16 protein-coding genes are annotated in these 20,774 nt (G+C 53.4%); 8 read left to right on the plus strand and 8 right to left on the minus strand.

Annotation, left to right across the window (positions count from 1 at the left end; all coding sequences use genetic code 11):
- Positions 1-53 precede the first annotated feature (53 nt).
- Entirely contained in the window at positions 54-1,553 is a 1,500-nt protein-coding gene (locus tag FYZ48_RS22460; protein WP_149344556.1) for a hypothetical protein, read from the minus strand.
- A 519-nt stretch (positions 1,554-2,072) separates the two neighbouring features.
- Between FYZ48_RS22460 and polA the strand changes: the two genes are divergently transcribed.
- The 5 genes from polA (at position 2,073) to nusB (ending at position 8,563) form a co-directional block, all read left to right on the plus strand.
- On the plus strand, positions 2,073-4,769 hold the full coding sequence (polA, locus tag FYZ48_RS22465; protein ID WP_149344558.1) for a DNA polymerase I: 2,697 nt from the start codon (positions 2,073-2,075) through the stop codon (positions 4,767-4,769).
- Between the two features lie 315 nt (positions 4,770-5,084).
- A complete protein-coding gene (coaE, locus tag FYZ48_RS22470) occupies positions 5,085-5,732 on the plus strand; it encodes a dephospho-CoA kinase (RefSeq protein WP_149344560.1) in 648 nt (215 codons plus the stop codon).
- A gap of 229 nt (positions 5,733-5,961) precedes the next feature.
- The gene (gene rho, locus FYZ48_RS22475; protein ID WP_145042077.1) at positions 5,962-7,395 is read left to right on the plus strand and encodes a transcription termination factor Rho; all 1,434 of its coding nucleotides are present in this window, start codon (positions 5,962-5,964) and stop codon (positions 7,393-7,395) included.
- Positions 7,396-7,486: 91 nt separating this feature from the next.
- Positions 7,487-7,975 (plus strand): 6,7-dimethyl-8-ribityllumazine synthase, encoded by a 489-nt coding sequence (ribH, locus tag FYZ48_RS22480; RefSeq protein WP_145042078.1) that lies wholly within the window; start codon positions 7,487-7,489, stop codon positions 7,973-7,975.
- A gap of 72 nt (positions 7,976-8,047) precedes the next feature.
- A complete protein-coding gene (nusB, locus tag FYZ48_RS22485; protein ID WP_145042079.1) occupies positions 8,048-8,563 on the plus strand; it encodes a transcription antitermination factor NusB in 516 nt (171 codons plus the stop codon).
- Here nusB and FYZ48_RS22490 read toward each other — a convergent pair.
- Complete coding sequence (locus FYZ48_RS22490; RefSeq protein ID WP_149344562.1) at positions 8,556-9,689, minus strand: SDR family oxidoreductase; 1,134 nt, start codon at positions 9,687-9,689, stop codon at positions 8,556-8,558. The genes nusB and FYZ48_RS22490 overlap by 8 nt on opposite strands.
- Before the next feature lie 260 nt (positions 9,690-9,949).
- On the minus strand, positions 9,950-12,175 hold the full coding sequence (locus FYZ48_RS22495) for an efflux RND transporter permease subunit (protein ID WP_149344564.1): 2,226 nt from the start codon (positions 12,173-12,175) through the stop codon (positions 9,950-9,952).
- Between the two features lie 523 nt (positions 12,176-12,698).
- Here FYZ48_RS22495 and FYZ48_RS22500 point away from each other — a divergent pair.
- Positions 12,699-13,049 carry a PilZ domain-containing protein gene (locus tag FYZ48_RS22500; RefSeq protein WP_145187900.1) on the plus strand — a complete coding sequence of 117 codons (351 nt, stop codon included), beginning with the start codon at positions 12,699-12,701 and terminating at the stop codon, positions 13,047-13,049.
- A 99-nt stretch (positions 13,050-13,148) separates the two neighbouring features.
- On the opposite strand, the gene FYZ48_RS22505 is transcribed toward FYZ48_RS22500, so the two are convergent.
- Complete coding sequence (locus tag FYZ48_RS22505) at positions 13,149-15,011, minus strand: hypothetical protein (RefSeq protein ID WP_149344566.1); 1,863 nt, start codon at positions 15,009-15,011, stop codon at positions 13,149-13,151.
- A gap of 21 nt (positions 15,012-15,032) precedes the next feature.
- Between FYZ48_RS22505 and FYZ48_RS29320 the strand changes: the two genes are divergently transcribed.
- Complete coding sequence (locus tag FYZ48_RS29320; protein WP_155366531.1) at positions 15,033-15,188, plus strand: hypothetical protein; 156 nt, start codon at positions 15,033-15,035, stop codon at positions 15,186-15,188.
- 39 nt (positions 15,189-15,227) lie between these two features.
- On the opposite strand, the gene FYZ48_RS22510 is transcribed toward FYZ48_RS29320, so the two are convergent.
- Positions 15,228-16,085, minus strand: coding sequence for a deoxyribonuclease IV (locus tag FYZ48_RS22510; protein ID WP_149344568.1), 858 nt, complete (start codon positions 16,083-16,085; stop codon positions 15,228-15,230).
- 190 nt (positions 16,086-16,275) lie between these two features.
- Between FYZ48_RS22510 and FYZ48_RS22515 the strand changes: the two genes are divergently transcribed.
- The gene (locus tag FYZ48_RS22515) at positions 16,276-17,781 is read left to right on the plus strand and encodes a sulfatase (protein WP_242022742.1); all 1,506 of its coding nucleotides are present in this window, start codon (positions 16,276-16,278) and stop codon (positions 17,779-17,781) included.
- On the opposite strand, the gene FYZ48_RS22520 is transcribed toward FYZ48_RS22515, so the two are convergent.
- The 3 genes from FYZ48_RS22520 to FYZ48_RS22530 all read right to left on the minus strand — a co-directional run bounded on the left by FYZ48_RS22520 (position 17,782) and on the right by FYZ48_RS22530 (position 20,766).
- On the minus strand, positions 17,782-19,350 hold the full coding sequence (locus tag FYZ48_RS22520) for a sulfatase family protein (RefSeq protein ID WP_149344570.1): 1,569 nt from the start codon (positions 19,348-19,350) through the stop codon (positions 17,782-17,784).
- A gap of 54 nt (positions 19,351-19,404) precedes the next feature.
- Positions 19,405-20,028: a DUF3124 domain-containing protein gene (locus tag FYZ48_RS22525; protein WP_149344572.1), complete on the minus strand. Its 624-nt coding sequence runs from the start codon at positions 20,026-20,028 to the stop codon at positions 19,405-19,407.
- Between the two features lie 150 nt (positions 20,029-20,178).
- Positions 20,179-20,766 carry an HD domain-containing protein gene (locus FYZ48_RS22530; protein ID WP_149344574.1) on the minus strand — a complete coding sequence of 196 codons (588 nt, stop codon included), beginning with the start codon at positions 20,764-20,766 and terminating at the stop codon, positions 20,179-20,181.
- Positions 20,767-20,774 lie beyond the last annotated feature (8 nt).

Consider the following 20,774-nt stretch of genomic DNA (forward strand, 5'->3'; position numbering starts at 1 on the left):
TCCTGAGTAATCGGGACAGCGGTTTTTTATTTTGAGGTCAGTGCGTCAGCCGTTTATTTGCCGGCTCCACCAAAGACGTCCGAAGTTTTACCGGAAGAGGTCTGCTGCTTCAGTCGTTTACTGCGGGTGAAGACTCCGGAAACCTGTCCGGAAGAACTGGCACTCACGCCGGTTTTCTTGGCTCCCGCTTTGATCGGGGAAGCAATTCCCGAACCGGGAGTGTGCAGGCGACGCTGTGGCTTGTAGCCGATGTAGCTCAGGAAGTCGTTGATACCGATCACCCGGACTGCTTTCAGACGGGCTTCTTCACGAATTTCCTTCATCTTTGCGAGAACCTGCTGCATCTTGTCCCGCTGCTCGTCGGTCTTGGCAGAATCCACATTGGGGGATTCACCAATCACGAGGAACTTGGTGTGTACGGTCAGGCCGTTGCCGGTCCGCTCGCCATTTTCAGTCACGATGTTATCGATCTTGGCGTTTGCGTTCTCGATGATTCGCTGCAGCAGGTCCATATCGGACTTGCCGTCACCATCCAGGTCGATGATACCTGAAATCGCGAAGGTTTCAGGACGTCCGACACCCCAGAGCGGCGTGTAAATCGGATCGCCGGGGCTGATCGGCTGGTAGATGTCGTCAGAAACGATGCGAGCTTCAGAGAGGTGTGGTCCGAGGATCTTGGTGACTTCGATGGCACCAATGATGTCTTCTTCACCACGACCAATTCCCTGGTGGGCTTTACGATAGACGCTGAATGTCATCCGCTTGGGCAGACGGTCTGCTTCACCGAGGTTGATCCAGACCACGCCTGTGCTGTTATCGACGGTGCGGATTTCGCCATCTGGTTTTTCGAAGCTGACTTTCTGAACTTCGGTCAGACGGCTACGCAGGGTATCGATCAGGCTGGCGTAGGTATTGTTTTTGTTTTCGAGGTCTTTAATGGTTTTCGCGTTGGTTTCACGCAGCTGGTCCAGCTCGATCAGGATTTCTTCGTTTTCCTTCTGCAGGGCAGCGATCTGCTGATCTTTGGCGGAAACTTCTTCTTCTTTGACTTTCTGGGTGTCTGCCAGATCCTTTTCTGCCCCTTCGCGGGCAGTCCGGTGCTGATCAACAACTTTATCCAGCTCGCCTTTGAGAGCCAGGAACTGGGCTTCGAGTTTGTTTTTGTCGGCCTGTTCCTGTGCCAGCTGATTCTTGGTCTGGTTCAGCTGAGTGGAGAGCTTGATCAGGGTGTTTTTAATCGTGGGCTCTGCCAGAACGTCAGCATGGGTCTTGATATCCTGCTCGGTGGCACCAATGACGGTGTTCGGAGTCTTGTTATCAAGGCCGATTTCATCCTGCTCGTTCCCGATCAGCTTTTTCAGAGCCTGCAGCTCTTCGTCGAGCTTGCGTACCGCGGCATCGCTGGTACGTGCGTTGGACTCAGCCTGATTCAGCTTGGCGTTGGCTTCTGCAAGATCTTTGTAGTTCAGATAAGCCATCACGCCACAGATCAGTGTGAGCATGACGAAAAAGATTAACGAGAAGTGAACAGCAGTTGGTTTACTGGCAGCCATTTTTTCTAACCTTAAGGATTTTCAAGTGACAATCGTGGTTAACGAAGCACCGTGGCGGTGATGGTCGATATGTCAAACTATCTTCAGCAATGCCCGGCCGTCTGCCATGACAACCTGCAGGAAGACCAGAAGAGGTGGTTCTGAGAATTCTGAAGAACAGCGTCCTGCTATCTATTATTCTAAGTTCAGGAATAGCAGTGTCAAGCGGCTTCTCTGAACCTCTCCCCTCTGTCGATAAACAGTTTCCGATATACCGGCAGGCTTGCCCCACCTGCCAGGCTACACAAAGTATCAGTAAACCGCGTTGCCGCAGTCTGACTGACAAAAGATTTCATTGAGTTCCGACTTCAGCCCGCCTGTACATGGCGATTCGCGACGGTCTCCCCAATAATGAGACTCTCACGAGTCGATTTCCTGCAGATTCGCAAACAGCAGGTCCTCATGCGGGGCCCGTAAAATCTCCTCATGTTTCCAGTTTCGGCTATCTCATTTCAAAATTTCAGGTAAAGCTAAATCTTTATGAAAGAAACACTTTACATCATTGATACGTTTTCTCTGGTATTTCAGGTTTTTCACGCTGTGCCGGCCATGACCAGTCCTGCGGGTCAACCGACCAATGCCATCTTTGGCATTACGCGGGACATTCTGAACATCATCAAAAGCCAGGCCCCCGACTACCTGATCTTCGCCATGGATTCCAGCGGACCGGGCACCCGGAATGATGTTTACCCCGAGTATAAAGCGAATCGCACCGAGATGCCGGAAGACCTCCGGCCCCAGATTCCGCACATCATGGACGTCGTGCGGGGATTTCAGGTTCCGATTATCGAATGTCCGGGTTGGGAAGCTGATGACGTTTTTGCCACCATCGCCCGCCAGGCCCGGGAAAAAGGCATCGATACTGTGATCGTCACCAACGATAAGGATGCCCGCCAGCTGATTAACGAAGCCGTACGGCTCTACAACATTCGCAAAGACAAGTTCATGGACGCCCAGGCCGTCGAAGACGACTGGGGCGTGCGACCGGATCAGGTCATCGATTTTCAGTCACTCGTGGGAGACAGCGTCGACAATATCCCCGGTGTCCCCCTCGTCGGGCCCAAGAAGGCACAAACCCTGATTGAGCAGTTCGGCTCCCTGGAAGAGGTGCTCGCCAATGCGGATAAAGCCAAAGGCCCCAAACTGCAGCAGAATCTGAAAGAATTCGCCGACCAGGCCCGCATGTCCCGCGAGCTGGTAACACTGAATCAGAACCTGAACCTCAGCGTTGACTGGGAAGCCTCCCGCCTGACACATCCCGACCGGGAACGGCTGCGCGAGCTGTTCATGGATTTCGGTTTCCGTCGCTTCGCCGAGGAGATGAAAAAAGACTTCACCAAACCAGAGGAAGTCGAACCGCAGGAACGCATCCGGGAGACCGTCGACACTGAAGCCGCCTTCGAGAAATTCGTGGCGCTGCTCAAGAAACAGGACGAATTCTGCGTCGACCTGGAAACCACCGGCCTGAAACCAGCCGAAGCGGAAATCGTCGGCTGGGCCATCAGCTGGGAAAAGCACAGCGGCTATTACATTCCCGTTGAAGGTCCTCCGGGGCAGCCGGCCCTTGATCCTCAACTGGTACTCAGCCAGCTCAAACCACTGCTGGAAGACCCCGAGATCCTGATTACGAATCAGAACATCAAGTACGATATGGTGGTGCTGATGCGGGCCGGCGTCTTTCTGCAGGGCGTCAGCATCGATCCGATGGTCGCTTCCTACCTGCTCAATGCCGGCGAACGGGGACACAGCCTGGACAAGCTGTCCGAACGCTATCTGCAACACACCATGATTCCCATTTCGGAACTGATTGGCTCCGGAAAACAGCAGAAAAAGATGTTCGAAGTCGAAATCGACAAGGTCGCTGAATACGCGGTCGAAGATGCCGAGATCGCCTGGCAACTCTCCCGGATACTCAAGGATGAACTGCAGCAACATAACCTGTGGGACCTGTACTGGGACCTGGAACGTCCGCTGATTCCGATCCTCGCCGAGATGGAATTCACCGGCATCCGCGTCGACATCGATGAACTCAAGCAGCAGAGCCAGGCGCTGGACGAACGACTGACAACGCTCATCGAAGAGATCCACTCACTGGCTGGCCATGAATTCAACATCGCCTCTCCGCTGCAGCTCCGCACGGTGCTTTTCGAGGAGCTGAATCTGCCCGTCGTCAAAAAAACGAAAACCGGCCCCAGTACCGATCAGAGTGTGCTGGAGAAGCTGGCCCCGTTACACGAGCTGCCTGCGAAAATCACCGAACACCGGCACCTCTCCAAGTTGAAGAGCACCTACCTTGATGCCCTGCCCGAGCTGGTCAATCCGGAAACCGGACGCATTCACGCCAGCTTCAACCAGGTGGTCGCTGCCACCGGACGTCTGAGTTCCAGTGACCCGAATCTGCAGAACATCCCGATCCGCACACCGGAAGGGCGTCTGATCCGTAAAGCCTTCATTCCGCAGGATGAAACCTGGCGGTTGCTCTGTGCGGACTATTCGCAGATTGAACTCCGCGTGCTGGCCCACCTCAGCCAGGACGAAGCCCTCAGCCAGGCCTTCCGGGAAGGAGCCGACATTCATACCGCGGTCGCCGCCGATATCTTCCGCGTCGCCCCGGTTGACGTCGACAGTGACATGCGGCGGACTGCCAAAGCGGTGAACTTCGGTGTGATTTACGGTCAGAGTCCCTTCGGTCTCTCCGAAGCGATCGGCATCCCTCAGAATGAAGCCGCCGGTTTCATTGATGATTACTTTGATCGATACCAGGGTGTCCGGGAGTTCCTGGATCAGATCCTGGAGGATTGTGCCAGCAAGAATTACGTCACGACCATCTGTGGCAGAAAACGTGAGATTCAGGGCGTGCGAGGCGGCGTTCAGAAACAGTTGAATATGCCCGAACGGACCGCCATCAATACCGTCATTCAGGGGTCAGCCGCCGACCTGATCAAGCAGGCGATGATCAACGTCAGCCAGCGACTCAAAGACGAAGCACACCCCGGCCGGATGCTGATGCAGATTCATGACGAACTGGTCTTCGAAGTTCCGGTGGGCGAACTGGAATCGCTGGGAGAAATTGTACAGTGCGAGATGGAATCAGCCATGGATCTGGAGGTGCCTCTGATCGTCGATATGTCGTCCGGGCTGAACTGGCTGGAACAGACGTCTCTGGGAAGTGACTGAGGCTTGATTCTTCGCAAAATCCGGCATTTTCCGGAGCATGGGCCCGACAAACTGTCACCCATCAAAAAGGGCTGATCCGGCAGTTCAACAGTCTTGTAAAGAAAGTATAAATTTTAAGCTGAAAACAGTGAACTTTCCTTTTTTTTGTTGACAACCTGTTGGGTATTGGTAACGATATTAATGCACGCCTATGTGTCTCATCTACTTGTTGCTAAGGGATTCAGCAATCATAAGCCTCCTGTGTGGTAAGTTTCTGTTGCAAAGGAATGTGTAAGAAAACCATTTTCCACCATTGCAAGTTAGCACAACCACCTTGTGTCTTGTCATAATGCCATCCCTACGATTGCTCTGATTGGAGGAATCGGATCAGGTAAAAGTGCAGTAGCCAAAACAGTAAATTCATTTCGACCGATCAGAGTCATCGATGCCGACAAGATCGGACACGAAGTACTTGATTTCCCCGAAGTTCAACAGAAAATACGAGCCCGTTTCGGGTCTGTGGTGTTCAATGAACAGGGGATAATAATACGTAAAGAACTCGCCAGACTCGTTTTTGGAGAAACAAAGCAACACCAGGAAGCATTAGACGCACTTGAAAAGATTGTCCATCCCAAGATTCATCGGAGGTTGGAACAGGAAATCATGGCAGCCCGGTCCCTGGGACAGGTTGATGCCATCCTGGTAGACGCCGCCGTGATTCTGGAAGCGGGATGGCAAAAGCTGTGTGATCACATCGTTTTTATTGAGTGTCCCTTTGAGCAACGCCTGCACAGAGTGACTGAGAATCGAGGGTGGTCAGCAGCAGAATTAACCAAACGGGAGAATCAACAGTTGCCTCTCTCAGAAAAGCGTAAACTGGCAACCACCGTGATTCACAATGACAAAGACCTGGAAACAGCAGGTCATCAATTATCCAGATTCATCGATTCAATACTGCCAACAGAAAAAGAAACAATTCAATGACTTGAGGATATCCCATTCACATCCTCGGTCTGACACATATAATAATTTCGTCTTCAACCTGAGACAGCTGACTCGCCGCTGATTCAACCGAAACCAGTTGATGCCTTTTCAAATGTTACCTGACCTTTCCAGAGGTTCATAATTCTTCGCGTTCAACCCATCTGCTTTAATTCCCAGAAACTCCACTCGATTTCATCTCACTATTTAGCAATTCGGAAAGTATTTGATCATGGCCAAATCCATAAAACTTCAGACCTCTGAAAATGACGGGCTTGTGGCTTCAGAAAATATAGACGGGTTAGACTCGAACGGTAAAGCGGGCAAAACCGCGACGCGAGATCAGCGCGCGGATGCCATTTCCAAAGCGGCTGATGAACGCTACGAAAAAATCAAACAGAGCGAAATCCACATCGCTGATCTGCAGCGGCTGACCATGAAAGAACTCATGCAGCTTGCCAAGGAAGAAAACCTCACGGAATACACCGGCCTGAAAAAACAGGACCTGATCTTCAAGATTCTGAAAGAACGGACCAAGGTTAATGGCCTCATGTTCGGCGAAGGAACTCTCGAGATCCTGCCGGACGGCTTCGGCTTCCTCCGCAGTCCCGATTACCATTACCTCCCCTGCCCGGATGACATTTACGTCTCGCCCAGCCAGATCCGACGCTTCGGATTACGCACCGGTGCGATCGTGGCAGGCCAGATTCGTCCGCCTAAAGAAAACGAACGTTACTTCGCACTGCTGCGAGTCGAAGCGGTCAACGGTTGTGACCCCGAAATTCTCACGACCAAAGTCTTCTTCGACGACCTGACCCCGCTGCACCCGAAAGAACGGCTCCGCCTCTCCTCACCGGCCGGCAACCTGAGCACGCGCATTGTCGATCTCGTGGCCCCCGTCGGTATGGGACAGCGTGGTCTGATCGTATCGCCTCCACGTGCCGGTAAAACGGTCATGCTGCAGGAAATGGCCAAGTGCGTTCTCGCCAGCCATCCCGGCGCGTACGTGTTCATCCTGCTGATTGACGAGCGCCCGGAAGAAGTCACCGACATGGAACGACAGGTCGGCGGCGACCGCTGCGAAGTCGTTTCCAGTACATTCGACGAACCGCCGAGCCGACACATTCAGGTTTCGGAAATGGTCATTGAAAAAGCCAAACGCATGGTGGAATACGGGGAAGACGTTGTTATCTTCCTGGATTCCATCACCCGTCTGGCCCGTGCCTGGAACACCGAAGTCCCGCACTCCGGTAAGATCCTCTCCGGTGGTGTAGACGCGAATGCCCTGCAGCACCCCAAACGGTTCTTCGGTGCCGCCCGTAACGTGGAAGAAGGGGGCAGCCTGACAATCGTTGCAACCGCCCTCGTCGATACCGGCAGCCGCATGGATGAAGTGATCTTCGAAGAATTCAAGGGGACCGGTAACACCGAACTGCACCTCGACCGTAGAATGGTCGAAAAGCGTATCTGGCCGGCCATCGATGTCAACAAGTCGGGTACCCGTCGCGAAGAATTGCTGATGGACGAAGAAGAACTCCGTCGCGTCTGGATCCTCAGACGGGTTCTCAACGATATGAATCCCGTTGATGCGATGGAACTGTTGACCAACCGGATGCGACGTACTAAAACGAACGAAGAATTCCTGCTGAGCATGAACCTGGGATAATCAGCACTGCAAATTAGTCTCTAACCAGACTGCTGACTCTCCCGGAACTGTCATTTTATTATCCACCTGGCTATTTGAAATAACGACCTCGATGAACCACAAACTGATTGAAGGCAACCTGCTGGCCCGCGATGCGAACTATGCAATTGTTGTATCCCGCTGGAATGAACTGATTACCCGCCGTCTGCTGGATGGCGCACTGGAAACATTCCGTCGTCACGGTGGTTCCGAAGAGAAAATTTCTGTCTACTGGGTGCCCGGTTCCTTCGAGCTGCCGCTCGTCGCTGATAAACTGGCCAAAAGTGGACGCTTTCAGGCAGTCTGCTGCCTCGGTGCCGTCATTCAGGGCAGCACCATGCACCACGATTACATCAATCACCAGGTGGCTGCAGGCATCATGCGCAGCAGCCAGGAGAGCGGAATTCCCGTTCTGTTTGGTGTTTTAACCTGTGAAACAATGGAACAGGCCATGGATCGGGCCGGTGGAAAAGTCGGCAATAAAGGGAGTGAAGCCGCTCTGGCCGCGATTGAGATGGTCAATCTGTTAGACTCGATTGATCAGGATCAGCCATCCGCCTGATAATCAGGCCCTGATCCGCTTCCCCGGACAAACCGGATTTTTCTGTCTCCAGACTGTAGTTGTGATACCCCTATGTCTCTCCGAAAACAGGCACGTCAGCTGGTCGTGCAAATGCTTTACCAGATCGACCTCAATTCTGACATCACTGCGGAAGAGATTCGCGCAATGATCGATGAGCATGGTCGCAGCAAAACAGTTCGCGCTTTCGCCTGGGAACTGTTTACCGGAGTGATGGAGTTCAAACAGCAGATCGATGCGGAAATCGTCCACGTCGCAGAGAACTGGTCCCTGAAGCGGATGGCGGTCACCGATCGTAACATCTTGAGACTGGGAACCTACGAACTGCTGCACACCGACACGCCGTCCGCGGTCATTATCGACGAAGCCGTCGAACTGGCTCGTGAATTCGGCAGTGCGCAGTCATCCCAGTTCGTTAACGGGATTCTGGACAAGCTCGTCCCCGGACGACACGACGAAAATCGTGCCGCCCCTCCTCTGCCAACTGAGCCTGCTCCTCAACCACCGGTGGAAGAAGATCCCGAAGAAGAAGATCCTCCACTGAAACCGGGCAGCCCCTGGGCTACTTAACGCCGAACCGGTGGGGCGTACGATCGTTCCAGCTGAAGTTCATATCAATCGCCACCTGCGACAGATGCAGCAGCAGATCGCGATCTACGTGCGGACAAGGCAGGTGCGGTGCCGCCTCTTGCGTGTTGGAACTGTCGAAGACCGGGTCATCACGCCAGTAAGAGTTGTACACCCGGATGTGATCGTAGAATAACCGCTCCCCTTCGTTGGGGTCAGTCAGTTCCACGCCAGCCCCCGCAAACCGGGAACCATAGAACTTACAGGCTGTCGAAAGCACATCGTGCACCAGGCGGGACTGGACCGGATGCAGCGGAGTCAGATGGTACGTTTTGCCGTGATGCTTGGGATGCGTAATGATGTAGGACATCACTGCGGAAACCCAGTCAACGGGAATCAGGTTCTTGGATTCATCCCCATTCAGCGTAAACCGGGAGCTGGCATACAGCAGGCCCGTTTCATCCCGGGACTGCATCTGCATCAGGGTGTGCCCCAGTTGCAGAGCGGCATAGAATCCGTGGAAAGTGTTCGTGAATCCGGTTTTGGAATCGCCAATAATGATCGCAGGACGGAAGACAGTCAGTGATTCAAACTGATCAGAGCCGCGAACAAGCAGTTCTGCTTCGAGTTTGCTCCGCTCGTAGTCATTTCCTGACTCCTGTCCCACATCGACGTCGGATTCCATGATCCGACCGGTTCGTAAACCGCAGACATACGCAGTCGAAACGTGAGCAAACTTTTTGATGTCAGCGGTTTTACAGAACTCCAGCACATTTTTTACACCCCCCACATTGGAACGCCAGGGCTCACTTTCATGGCTGGTGCTGTAGAATGAGAGGCTGGCGGCGGAATGAATCATGTAGTCCACATTCTCAGTGGCCCACTTCAGATCCTCTTCGCTTAACCCCAGATTCTCTTCGTTAATGTTGCCTTCCAGCACGACAGGTCGCGGCAGTTCACGGCCCAGCTGATCATCCCAGAAGCCCATGATCATGTCGATCCGCTGGTCTGCTGTCATCCGTCGGGTAGGTCGCACCAGCACCGCCAGCGGGACTCCCGCCATGGACAAATCTCGAATTAAGTATCTTCCCAGTAAGCCGGTGGCACCTGTGATCAGATGGTATCCCATTTTGATTTCCGCTATGAACCTGTAGTTGAAAAAAAAAGAGTGCTGAATAGCTCTGTTTGTTATCTCAGTTTTCTGGTCGGTCCTATCCAGCTGGCATCGCTGCAGCACAGAAAGGCTGCAGACCGGTCCCTCGCCGACACAGAAAAAAGCTGTTTTTCAGGGGAAAGTCAATGATAATGAACTGGCTTCATATATCAATCAACGGGTACGGAAAAGCGAAGAGATTGACCGACGAATTCAGACAATTGCACTAAAATGAACTATGCAACTGCTTTGTCTGACTGATCTTTCGCTCCCTGTTGCGACTGCTTGAGAAAATGCGGACTCCGTGGCCGGGACTCATCCGTCTCGGCACCACTGTCTTTGTGATCAGATCCATCCGGCTGATCGACATTCCGTGGTCGCAGGGCCAGCAGACAGGGCAGCAGGATTAAATCTCCCACCAGTGCTGCCACCAGCAGTGAAGTCATCATATAGCCAAACCGCGCGGTCGGCACGAAGTTGCTGAGCGTTAACGCCAGCATACCGGCCCCGGTAATCACCGCAGCCGTAAAGATCGGTTCACCGGTCATCAGCAGGGAATCGCGGGAAGCCTGAGCTGAATTCCGGGAAAGACGATACTGCTCCTGATATCGCACCAGGAAGTGGAACGTCCCGTCGACGGCGATACCCAGTGCGATACTGGCGGTCATCATGATCCCGATGTCGATCGGAATCTGGTACCAGCCCAGGATACCGAACACAATGCAGATCGGCGTCAGGTTGGGAACCATGGCCACCAGTCCTGCCTTGATGGAACGCAGCGAGACAATCATCACGATCGTAATGATCACAAACGCCATCGAAAAACTTTCCCAGAACCCGGTAAAGATCTGGTTCTGAGCCCGTCGCAACAACGGAGCCACACCGGTCAGAACGACCTGCGGGTCATTGATCATCGCCGACAGTTCGTCGTAAATCTGATCCTGAGGCAATTCTGCATCGCTGCTGATGCGAGCGGAAATCCGCCACAACCGTTCCCCATCAGAAACGAAGTCATTCTCACCGTGCTTCGACTGTGCCTTCGACAACAGCCGGGCTGTTTCGAACGGACTTTCGGGAAACTGATTCGGGAAGAAGCTCGCCAGCGACATCGTGTGCCTGACAGCAGGATGCTGCTGGATCACTTTTTCCAGCTCGCGAACTCGCTCTACTTTTTCGATAAACGGCTTGTCGTCATCGCCAAAATCGACAATCGCTTCGACGGAATCAAGTTCGGTCAGATTCTCCTGAACCGCTCTCACATCCTGAATCACTCGTCCTTCCGCGGGCAGAAAATCGAGTGGATCAATTTTCGTCTTAAGACTGAACAACCCTACGCCGGTAATCATCACCAATACGATTGTCGCCAGCGACACACGTCCGGAATGATCGATCAACCAGTTGGCACATTTCTGGAAGTTCCAGCGGGATTCCGCGGCGTGGATGGTTTTCGGATCGATGGGCCAGATGGTCAACACCGCGGGAGTGAGCCCGAGTCCGGTAATCAGGGAGACGAACGTTCCCAGTGAAGCAGCATAGCCGAACTGGGTGACTGGTCCGATTTCGCTGATCGTCAGCGAATACAGGCCGATCGTCGTTGTCAGGGTCGCCAGAAAACAAGGTTTCCAGGCGATTTTGAGTGCAGCAGACAGGGGATCGGGTTGATCGATACAGCTGGCGACATAGTGATGCACGTGAATCGAAATGGCGAGCGTAAATACCAGCACCATCACCGACAGGGCACCAAGAATGAAGTTCATCTCACCGCCGCCCAGGTAGATCAGAGCGGTGGTCAGGTTGATGGCCCAGATCGTCAGACCCAGTGTGGCCAGTGTTTTCTTCCATTCGCGGAAGGAGTAATACAGAAGACACAGGCTGATCAGCAGGGTGATGATGAAAAACTTTTTATTGGATTTCTGACTGCCCAGACGATCCAGTTCTGCAATCACCACCGGCGCTCCCGCCAGCTTGACCTCACGACCGGTCAACTGGTTGTACTCCAGCTTTTCACGAATCCCGGCGACCGTTCCTGCCCGGTCTTTAATCCCCTCGTCTGAGAGTAATACCAGAATCCCGGCCATGTTGTGCTGCTTGTTCATCAACAGGCCGTCCAGACGACGGTTGATCTCTGCTGGTTCTACCTGGAATTCATTCAGAATATTTTTCAGTCGATCGGGGGTCCAGCACTCTCTGACGGAATCCAGAGTTTCGATCCGCCCTGCGGTGCCTTCGATCAGAGCCGGCTGATCCAGCCCCTTCTCGACCGCAACCAGAATGACCTCTTCTGCACCGAACTCCGCCTTGAAGCGATCGTAAACAATGCGAACATCCGAATCCTTGGGCAACCAGGTTTCGATATCATTGTTGGAAGGCAGCAGCTCTGCCATGAAGGCCAGAATCGGCAGCGTGCAGAACACACCCCAGATCAGGCAACGACTGTATTTTTGATAGAAAGATGAGATCATAAGATTTGGTAGATCAATCTGCTTTCGCTTGCTCGAGCCATTTCAAGTACTCACACCCCTGGTAATCAACATTTTTCTGAACTCAGGATCCAGGCCCGGCTGAGTCATCAGTCAAATGATCGATTACTGAGACCACCCCAATTTCATATCGAACCGACTTGAAACAATGCGTCAAACGGTTTTTCCAAACGGCAGCCGGTATAGCAGAATCAGCTGATTTCTTTCGTACGACTGGTATAACTCGTACCTTCAAGGGGTGAAATACCGTCACAACCGGTAGATTCAAAACAGCCGGTGTCATCGATCTGACTCACACAAGAGTCAGCGGTTACCCCGTTCGCAGGGATCGACTGTGGTAAGCTGAGTCATTCCCCTCAAATTACAGATTCTCAGTTGGAGCAAACTCTCTAATCTGGCATGAAATCAGGCACTGTTCGTGATTTGTATTCTATATTTCTATATCAGTCAGAACTGAACCCACCTACAAAATCAAAATACAGACTTCTAACCCGGGAGTAATTCAATGGAAGAAACGCCATGGAGCCGTCCTTCAATGGAGGACCTGAAACACGTACTGGCCAGCTTCGGTAATCAGGATGCCGTCAATGTCCGTGACGTGGATCGCCTGGAACTCTCCGTACCTGCAGAGATCAAAACCTCTCGGGGGAATACCATTTCAGCCATGACTCGTGAAATCAGCCGTCAGGGACTTGGACTGCTGCACAAAGGGATGATCAATCCGGGCGAAGTAACCGTCAAACTGGCCAGCGAGACGCGTGAGTTTGAATACCGCGTCAAGATCATGTGGTGCACGCCCTGCGATAACGGTATGTTCATCAGCGGTGGTGAATTTCTCACCAAACCGGAAAACTAAGCAGACACTGATTCCAGATCCATCCAGAAGAGACCGCTCGCAGGAGCGGTCGACTGCTGCCCGCTTGCTGCCGCATCACTGAAGTATGAGATCAGTCCATCAGGTGGCAGAGGTTCCACGTCGCAGCAGAACGATGATGATCCCGGACAGCAGAAAGATGATCACCCCGCCTGCAACCAGTAACAGGGTTGTCAGACTTCCCCAGCCGCTTTTCACTTCGGGGCGTTTCTTCTCTGCCAGATCCCATTCAATCTCATCCAGTTGCAGACTCGTGCCTGCCTGCCCTGCTTCCGCTTGCACTTCTTCCAGTTTCTGCTCGACAAAGGGAGATGGTTCCGCGCCCCGATCCTGAACCCGCGAGCGAAACTTCACGGGTGCTGTCTGCGTACTGCGGTGGCGTCCGGTCTGTGACGTCTGATCACCGGGAACAGAAGGCAGTTTCGGCAGCATCAGCTGAGGCCCCGGACCTGCTGCAGGCTTTTCGTCCTGCTTTTCAACAGTCTGAGACGGTTGCACAGGGGCAGCCGCTGGTTCCGGCTCTTTCAGCTCAATCCGAGCAGGCGCTTCGGCTGGTACCTCTTCCAGTTCCAGTTTGACAGACGGTTCCTGCGGTACGGGTTGTTCCCGCCGCTGGATCGGCTGTTCGATCGGAGGTAATTCTACGGGAGCCTCGAGGGTTGGTTCAAAACTGGGAGGTTCGAGAGAGAGACTGCCTGTGGAACTTTTCTGTTTGATGGGCTGTTGTGGCTGAACAGGAGTCGTCCCCATGTTACGAGGTACGATCAGAGGTAACTCATCACTCGCAGAACCGGGTGAAGCTGGTTGAACAGGACGCGTTTTCACCGGTTCGGGTTGCTGAGGAGGTGTAGCACGTCGTTTCAAGGGATGAACCCTTGAGGGACGGAAGTTGGGAACGTTCTGACCGCCGTTAGACTGTACCTGCGGTTCTGAATGACCTGTCTGCTTCAAATCGGACGGCTGCTGGGCTGCCAGTTCTTCTTTGATCTGCTGCAACAGCATCTGGGGAGAGACTTCATCCAGACCAAAGGCGACATGCCCGCGATAGCTGGTTTCCAGGGCCTGTTCCGCCAGGAACTGTGCGTATTCATAGTTCTTCTGTTTCAATTCACGCCGGGCTCGTTCCATGATCGAACTGATCTGCAGTCTTCGCATTTCCTGTGACACATCTTCGAAGACTGGATTCGTCTGCTGCAGATCCCGCTCTAATTCCTGACCAAGTTGTTTCAGCTGAGGATCGGCTGACTGCTGCTGATCGGCCTGATCTAAGTAGCGACCGAGTTCGTCTGATCGAAAAACATCATCCGCGGTTTGTTCGAAAATTGGTTCCTCTTGGGGAGGTTCCTGCGGTGTGAGAGCTTTTTCCTGCGAAGTGGCTTCTGGCTGCGCGGTTCCCGCCAGACGTCGAATCCCTTGTGAAAATTCTCTGCTGATCGAACCGGAAGCCTGTTGAATCCGTTCGGAGTTCTGCTGACAGGCGTCCATCAGCTTTGAGGGATATTTCCTGGCCGAAGCGATCAGCGATTTCGAGCGCCAGTCATCCAGATCTGCGGGGCTGCGCTTAACCGGTTTGTTTTGAGCTGCTGCTTCTGCTTCCTGTCGCTGGCGTTCCGCATCCTCAAAGGCAGCCTGGCTGATTTTCACAGGCCCTGGTTGCATCGCCTCGGATTTGTGTTCCGCTTGAGCAATCTGCTGTTCCGGCACTGAGGTCGGCGCCCCCAGTTTGACACGGCCCGGCTTCTCTTGAACAGAAACTTTCTTTTTCTGATCAAAAAAGTTAAAGCTGGAGCTGTTACTGGCAGTGATCAGCGGGTTGTCTGATTTCTGATTCGACTGGGAGATCACGTCCGCAGGCTGGCGCAGACATCCCACGGTGAGATAACCGAAGAGTGCCAGCAATAAATAAACCGTTGTCAGTTTTCGTGTTAACAGACCGATCTTCACAACGAAAAATCCTGTTTCTGCATGCAGACATCGTCACGGGAACGAGATCTCTGCCTGGGTCGCGGGGAGCAGCCTCAATGGGGCGTTGAGGTGCAGGCGAGACATGACACAGGCGCGCAACCGCACCCGACACTTCGCCTGTTACCCTTTATCGACTGGGCGAAATTGATGGCATGAGAGGGTATTTCGGATTTTAGCAGTCTTTAAGAAAATCGTTCAGTCTTCGCATAAACCACGCAGGGTCTGCATGTTAATCTGATCCAGGGGTACGCCGTCTTCCTCATCCTTGGGAGTTTCCAGATACATCGGACGGTCCTGGAAATTCGGATCGTTGAGCAGATGCCGAAACGGTTCCAGCCCCAGAAAGCCCTTGCCGATGTTTTCGTGACGGTCTTTACGACTGCCGAACTCACACTTGCTGTCATTCAGATGGAAGGCCCGCACGCGATCGTAACCAATCACGGCATCCAGTTCCTGCATGGTAGACTGGTATTCGTCTGCTTCGATCAGGGGATAGCCGGCAGCAAAGATATGACAGGTATCAACACAGATCCCCAGTCGCTCCCCTTCTTTGACCTGCTCCAGCAGATAAGCCAGTTGTTCGAAGCGATGTCCCAGATTCGATCCCTGGCCGGCTGTGGTCTCCAGCCAGATCTGGGTCTGGAAGCCATCGGTCTTCTCATGAATCTGATCAATGGCAGCCACGATCCGATCCAGCCCCTCTTCTTCGCTGGAGGTCACAAAACTGCCGGGATGCATCACGGCCCCTTCCAGTCCGAGGGCTTCCGCTCGTTCCAGTTCCACAACGACGGCATCGATCGATTTGTTCCAGAGTTCATCTTTGGGACTGGCGAGATTAATCAGGTAGCTCATATGCGAGCAGGGACGGCTCACGCCCGTCGACTCCAGATGCTCCTGGAACAGAGTCACATCTTTATCCGTCAGAGGCTTCGCCCGCCACTGGTTGTTGTTCTTGGTGAAGATCTGCACGCAGTCCATTTCAAATTCAGCAGCCAGATCCACGGCTTTATAATATCCACCAGCAATCGACTGATGCGCTCCCAGTAATGGCATGATTCTCTTTCCGGATTAAGTGATGTTCTTCGCTGCTCCCGGTCTCGCTTGCGGACGGGATCGCTTTCATCAGCGAACCTGCAGTATAGGCGTTCGAAGCGATCCCTTCCAGCGATGCCCCATTCACACTCGTATTTCACCAATTCAATCAGGATTTCATGGGCAGCAGTTTCCCGAAGCGTTACAATCGATGAGCCGCTGTTTCACTCCGGTCCCGGAAACGGCCCTGTGTATTCAAATCGATTCGCTCATCGAAGAGGAAACCAGCATGCGTTTGATCGTCTCCCTGTTTCTGCTCAGTTTCATCCTGTTCCCCGTGGCATCAGATCCCTCTCTGCGGGCAGCAGAACAGCCCAACATCATCATTCTACTCGCCGATGACCTGGGTTACGGAGAACTGGGCTGCCAGGGAAATCCGCAGATCCCCACGCCTCATATCGACTCACTGGCGCAAGAAGGAATTCGTTTTACACAGGCTTATGTCACCGCGCCCAATTGCAGTCCGTCACGGGCGGGACTGCTTACCGGTAAAATCCCAACTCGCTTCGGTTATGAATTCAATCCCATCGGTGCCCGCAATGAAGATCCGGGTACCGGACTGCCGCCTGCAGAACAGACACTGGCCGAACTTCTGCACGATCAGGGTTACACAACTGGTCTGATCGGAAAATGGCACCTCGGGGGCGCTGCCGACTATCATCCCTACCGCCATGGATTCGACGAATTCTTCGGCTTCATGCATGAAGGGCATTACTTCGTTCCGCCGCCGTATCAGGGTGTGACCACCATGCTGCGTCGCAAGACACTCCCCGGTGGAAGCAAGGGCCGCTGGATCGGAGGTCAGCTGATATATTCAACGCATCTGGGATACGATGAACCCGACTATGATGCCAACAACCCCATCATTCGCGGCGGACAACCGGTAGTGGAAACGGAATACCTGACTGATGCGTTCACGCGGGAAGCGGTCAGCTTTATTGATCGCCACCAGGACAAACCCTTTTTTCTCTACCTGGCGTATAACGCAGTTCACAGCCCCCTGCAGGGAAAACAGGCGGACATGCAGCGTTTTCAAAACATTGACGATGTGCACCGACGCATCTTTGCCGCCATGCTCTCTTCACTGGATCAAAGTGTCGGCCAGATTCTGCAGCAGGTCCGAAAAGCCAAACTGGATCGCAACACATTGATTGTCTTTCTGAGTGACAACGGCGGCCCGACGTGCGAACTCACGTCCAGCAATCTTCCACTGCGTGGCGAAAAGGGATCCATGTACGAAGGAGGACTGCGGGTTCCCTTTCTGATGCGCTGGACAGGCAAGTTGCCTGCTGGCCAAACCTATTCGCAGCCAGTCAGCAGCATGGATCTTTTCAGTACGTCGGCAGTTCTCTCCGGTGCACCGCTGCCGGACGACCTGGATGGCCAGAACCTGATGCCGTACCTGTTGAAAGAAAAACATGGCACGCCGCATCACGAGTTTTTCTGGCGTCAGGGTAAGCGAGCTGCACTCCGACTGGGGGACTGGAAAATTGTCAAAATGCGCGGCAAACCCGATATCAAAAACTGGGAGCTGTATCACATCACAGAGGATCTGTCGGAACAGACCAATCTCGCCAGCGAGCGGCAGGACAAACTGCAGGAACTGCTCACCCGCTGGAACGAATTGAATTCGCAGATGAAGCCGGCTCTGTTTTGATTACTTCTCTACAGATGCAACGGCACCGGGTCGGCTGCTCCCCTGCTCGATCAGATCGGCCAGCTGTTTTTTCAACCGCTGTGCAAGTTCCGGATGTGCCTGGATGACGTTCTGCTTTTCCGCAGGATCCTGCTCCAGATCGAACAACTGATACTGGGGGACTTTGGTATTTGACAGTTGCTGCTCGACAATGATATTGCGGGCGGTCTGTTTGTCGTACCGCTGTAATTTCCATTTCCCGGTCCGCAAAGCATACGTGCCGTTGTTCCCGTTGTTCTGTTGCACAAGATGCGCGCGTCCCGCAGCATCCGGTTTCCCCAGCAATGCATCCAGCACATTGAAGCTGTCACGACAGGCATCCTGGGGCAGTTTCTGTCCGGTCAATGTTGCCAGGCTGGCCGGCAAATCGATGGTACAGACCAGCTCATCACTGACGCCAGGCGGGATATGCCCTTTCCAGCGGGTAATAAAGGGTGTCCGGGTTCCCCCTTCATAGACGCTGTACTTGCCCCCGGAATACGGTCCGGCAGCGCGGTGATCTCCCAAATTCTCCAGCGCGCCATCTTTGTAACCATCATCCATCACGGGTCCGTTATCGGAACAGAATACGACGAGTGTGTTCTCAGCCAGTTTTAGACGATCGAGTGTTTTCATCAGCTCACCCACACACCAGTCGAGCTGAATAATTGAATCGCCGCGATATCCGAGGGATGTTTTTCCCTGAAACCGTTCGTGAGGCATACGCGGGACGTGAATATCGTGCGAGGCGAAGAACAGGAAAAAGGGTTGATCTTTGTTGGCTTCGATAAATTCAACTGACTTCTCGACCCACTTATCGGCCAGATCCTCATCGCGGAATCGAGCCGCATGCCCGCCTGTATAAAAGCCGATGCGGCTGATTCCATTATGAATCGTTGAGTTATGCCCGTGTGACCAGTCCATCTTGAGCGTATCACGGTGTGTTAATCCGGTCGGATGATCGGGGCTCGGCTTCTTATTTCCCACCCAGAGGGGATCTGCCGGATCGAGATTGAGAACCCGGTGATCTTTCACATAAACCTGGGGAACCCGGTCATTGGTTGTCGGCAACAGGAAGCAGGTATCAAAACCGATTTCCAGGGGCCCCGGTTTCAGAGCTCCGTTCCAGTCCGGTCCTGCCTCTCCCCCGAGCCCGAGGTGCCATTTACCGATGACGGCCGTGGAATAGCCGGCGCGTTTCAACAGAGAAGCGATGGTCTCTGTTCCCGGCTTAATGATCGCGGGGGCATTGGGTGGCGCAATCCCGGTCCGCTTTCCCCGAAAGGCATAGGTCCCGGTCAGAAACGAATAACGAGTCGGCGTGCATGTCGAAGCGGAACAGTATCCGCTGGTAAACCGCAGTCCGTCAGCTGCCAGTTGATCGATGTGAGGCGTCTTGAGCGCTGTCGCACCATAACAGGAAACGTCTCCATACCCGAGGTCATCGGCCATGATTACGATCACATTAGGTTTTTCGGCCCGGAGCTGAGAATGACCGTGCAGCAGGCAAACCAGGAACAGCGTCAGCAGTGAGAAGATTCGAAATGACATGAGAGCGCTTTCAATGACAATGAATTAAAAATGATTCCGGGATTCGGGGCGGTTTTATTCTCCCGTTTGAGCAGCAGGAATCGGCACACCACTCCGCGTGAAGGCGATTGCCCGCGAACCGGAAGCCCCCACCATGACGGATTCAACCAGCGGCGGTGCAACCTGCTCCTCGGCCATCCAGTTCACGAGAAAATTCGCACCGGAGCCTCCCGTGCTGTCTTTTTCTTCCACCAGGAATTCAATCGTCTGAAACGGAGCGAGCTTGATTGGCTGGTCGAGATAGACCTTAATCGACTCCCCGTCGGTATCAACATACTTGACTCCGGTGAGGTAAACGGGCTGATCCTGATTGATGTTCCGGATACTCAGAGTCGTTTCCAGAAGCAACGGCGATCCGCCATGATAATAGATGTGAGAATAACAGGGGGCATAGATCGAACCGCTGCGCGTCATTTTTTCTGCGTCGATTTCGCCCGCCTGGTAACTGGCAAGATCGGGCGGTTCATAGCTAGGCGGCGGTATGAACTTCAATTCGTGTTCAAAGCGTTCGAAGCGGGTATCGAGGTACACTGCCCCCGCGATCAGAACTAAGGTCACGACTCCCAGCAACAGAAACAGGACGAACCATTTGTCCCACAACCACAAAAACCAGTCGGGATATTCGCCTTTATTTCCCATGGCACACGCTTCCCCTGTGACAATTATTATTTCATTTCCGGCAGCGCGCCTGAAAAATCTGGTTCAGACGGATTGAGACACTTCCTGTCGGCTGATGTATTAAACACTACCTCAGCCGGCATGAAAAGTCACCCCGACTGACCGTGTCGACTATGGCATATGTTTCTGTAACTCATCCAGGCGAGACTGGCAGTTTTTTACCAGCGGGATAAGTCGTTCATCCGACTGACCGGCGGCCTCGACCATGGAATGATAATACTGCACAATCTCTTCCGGCGGGGCGCCAAAGTGCCCCCAGAATTCAGCGCGATCTTCCGTCTGCAGATCAAACAGCATCGCTTCCAGATTATGCAGCTTGTCCGCGAGTTCAATCGCCCGCGCGCCGAGTGATGCCTGCTGCATCACCTCAATATGATCCCGCTTGCGATCTCGCCAGCTTCGCTTTGCGCCCTCCTGGGTTTCCTTTTCTTCGGTCATCTCCCTGACGTAGTGCAGGACCTCATCCGAAAAGTTTCCCTCCAGATCCTCAAAAGTCAGCGCGGTGTCTTCGACCACATCATGCAGAGCGGCAGCTGCCAGGATGGCTTCCTCATGGAAGCCGGCTTTCACCAGGATCAGACAGACCCCCATCGGATGCGCGATGTAAGGAATTCCGGACGACTTGCGTTTTTGAGATTTATGTGCTTCCGCGGCAACCCGAATGGCGTTCTCGACTACCGGAGAGTGAAGTGTATCCATGCTGCAAA

It is taken from the genome of Gimesia chilikensis (assembly GCF_008329715.1).
Classification (GTDB): domain Bacteria; phylum Planctomycetota; class Planctomycetia; order Planctomycetales; family Planctomycetaceae; genus Gimesia; species Gimesia chilikensis.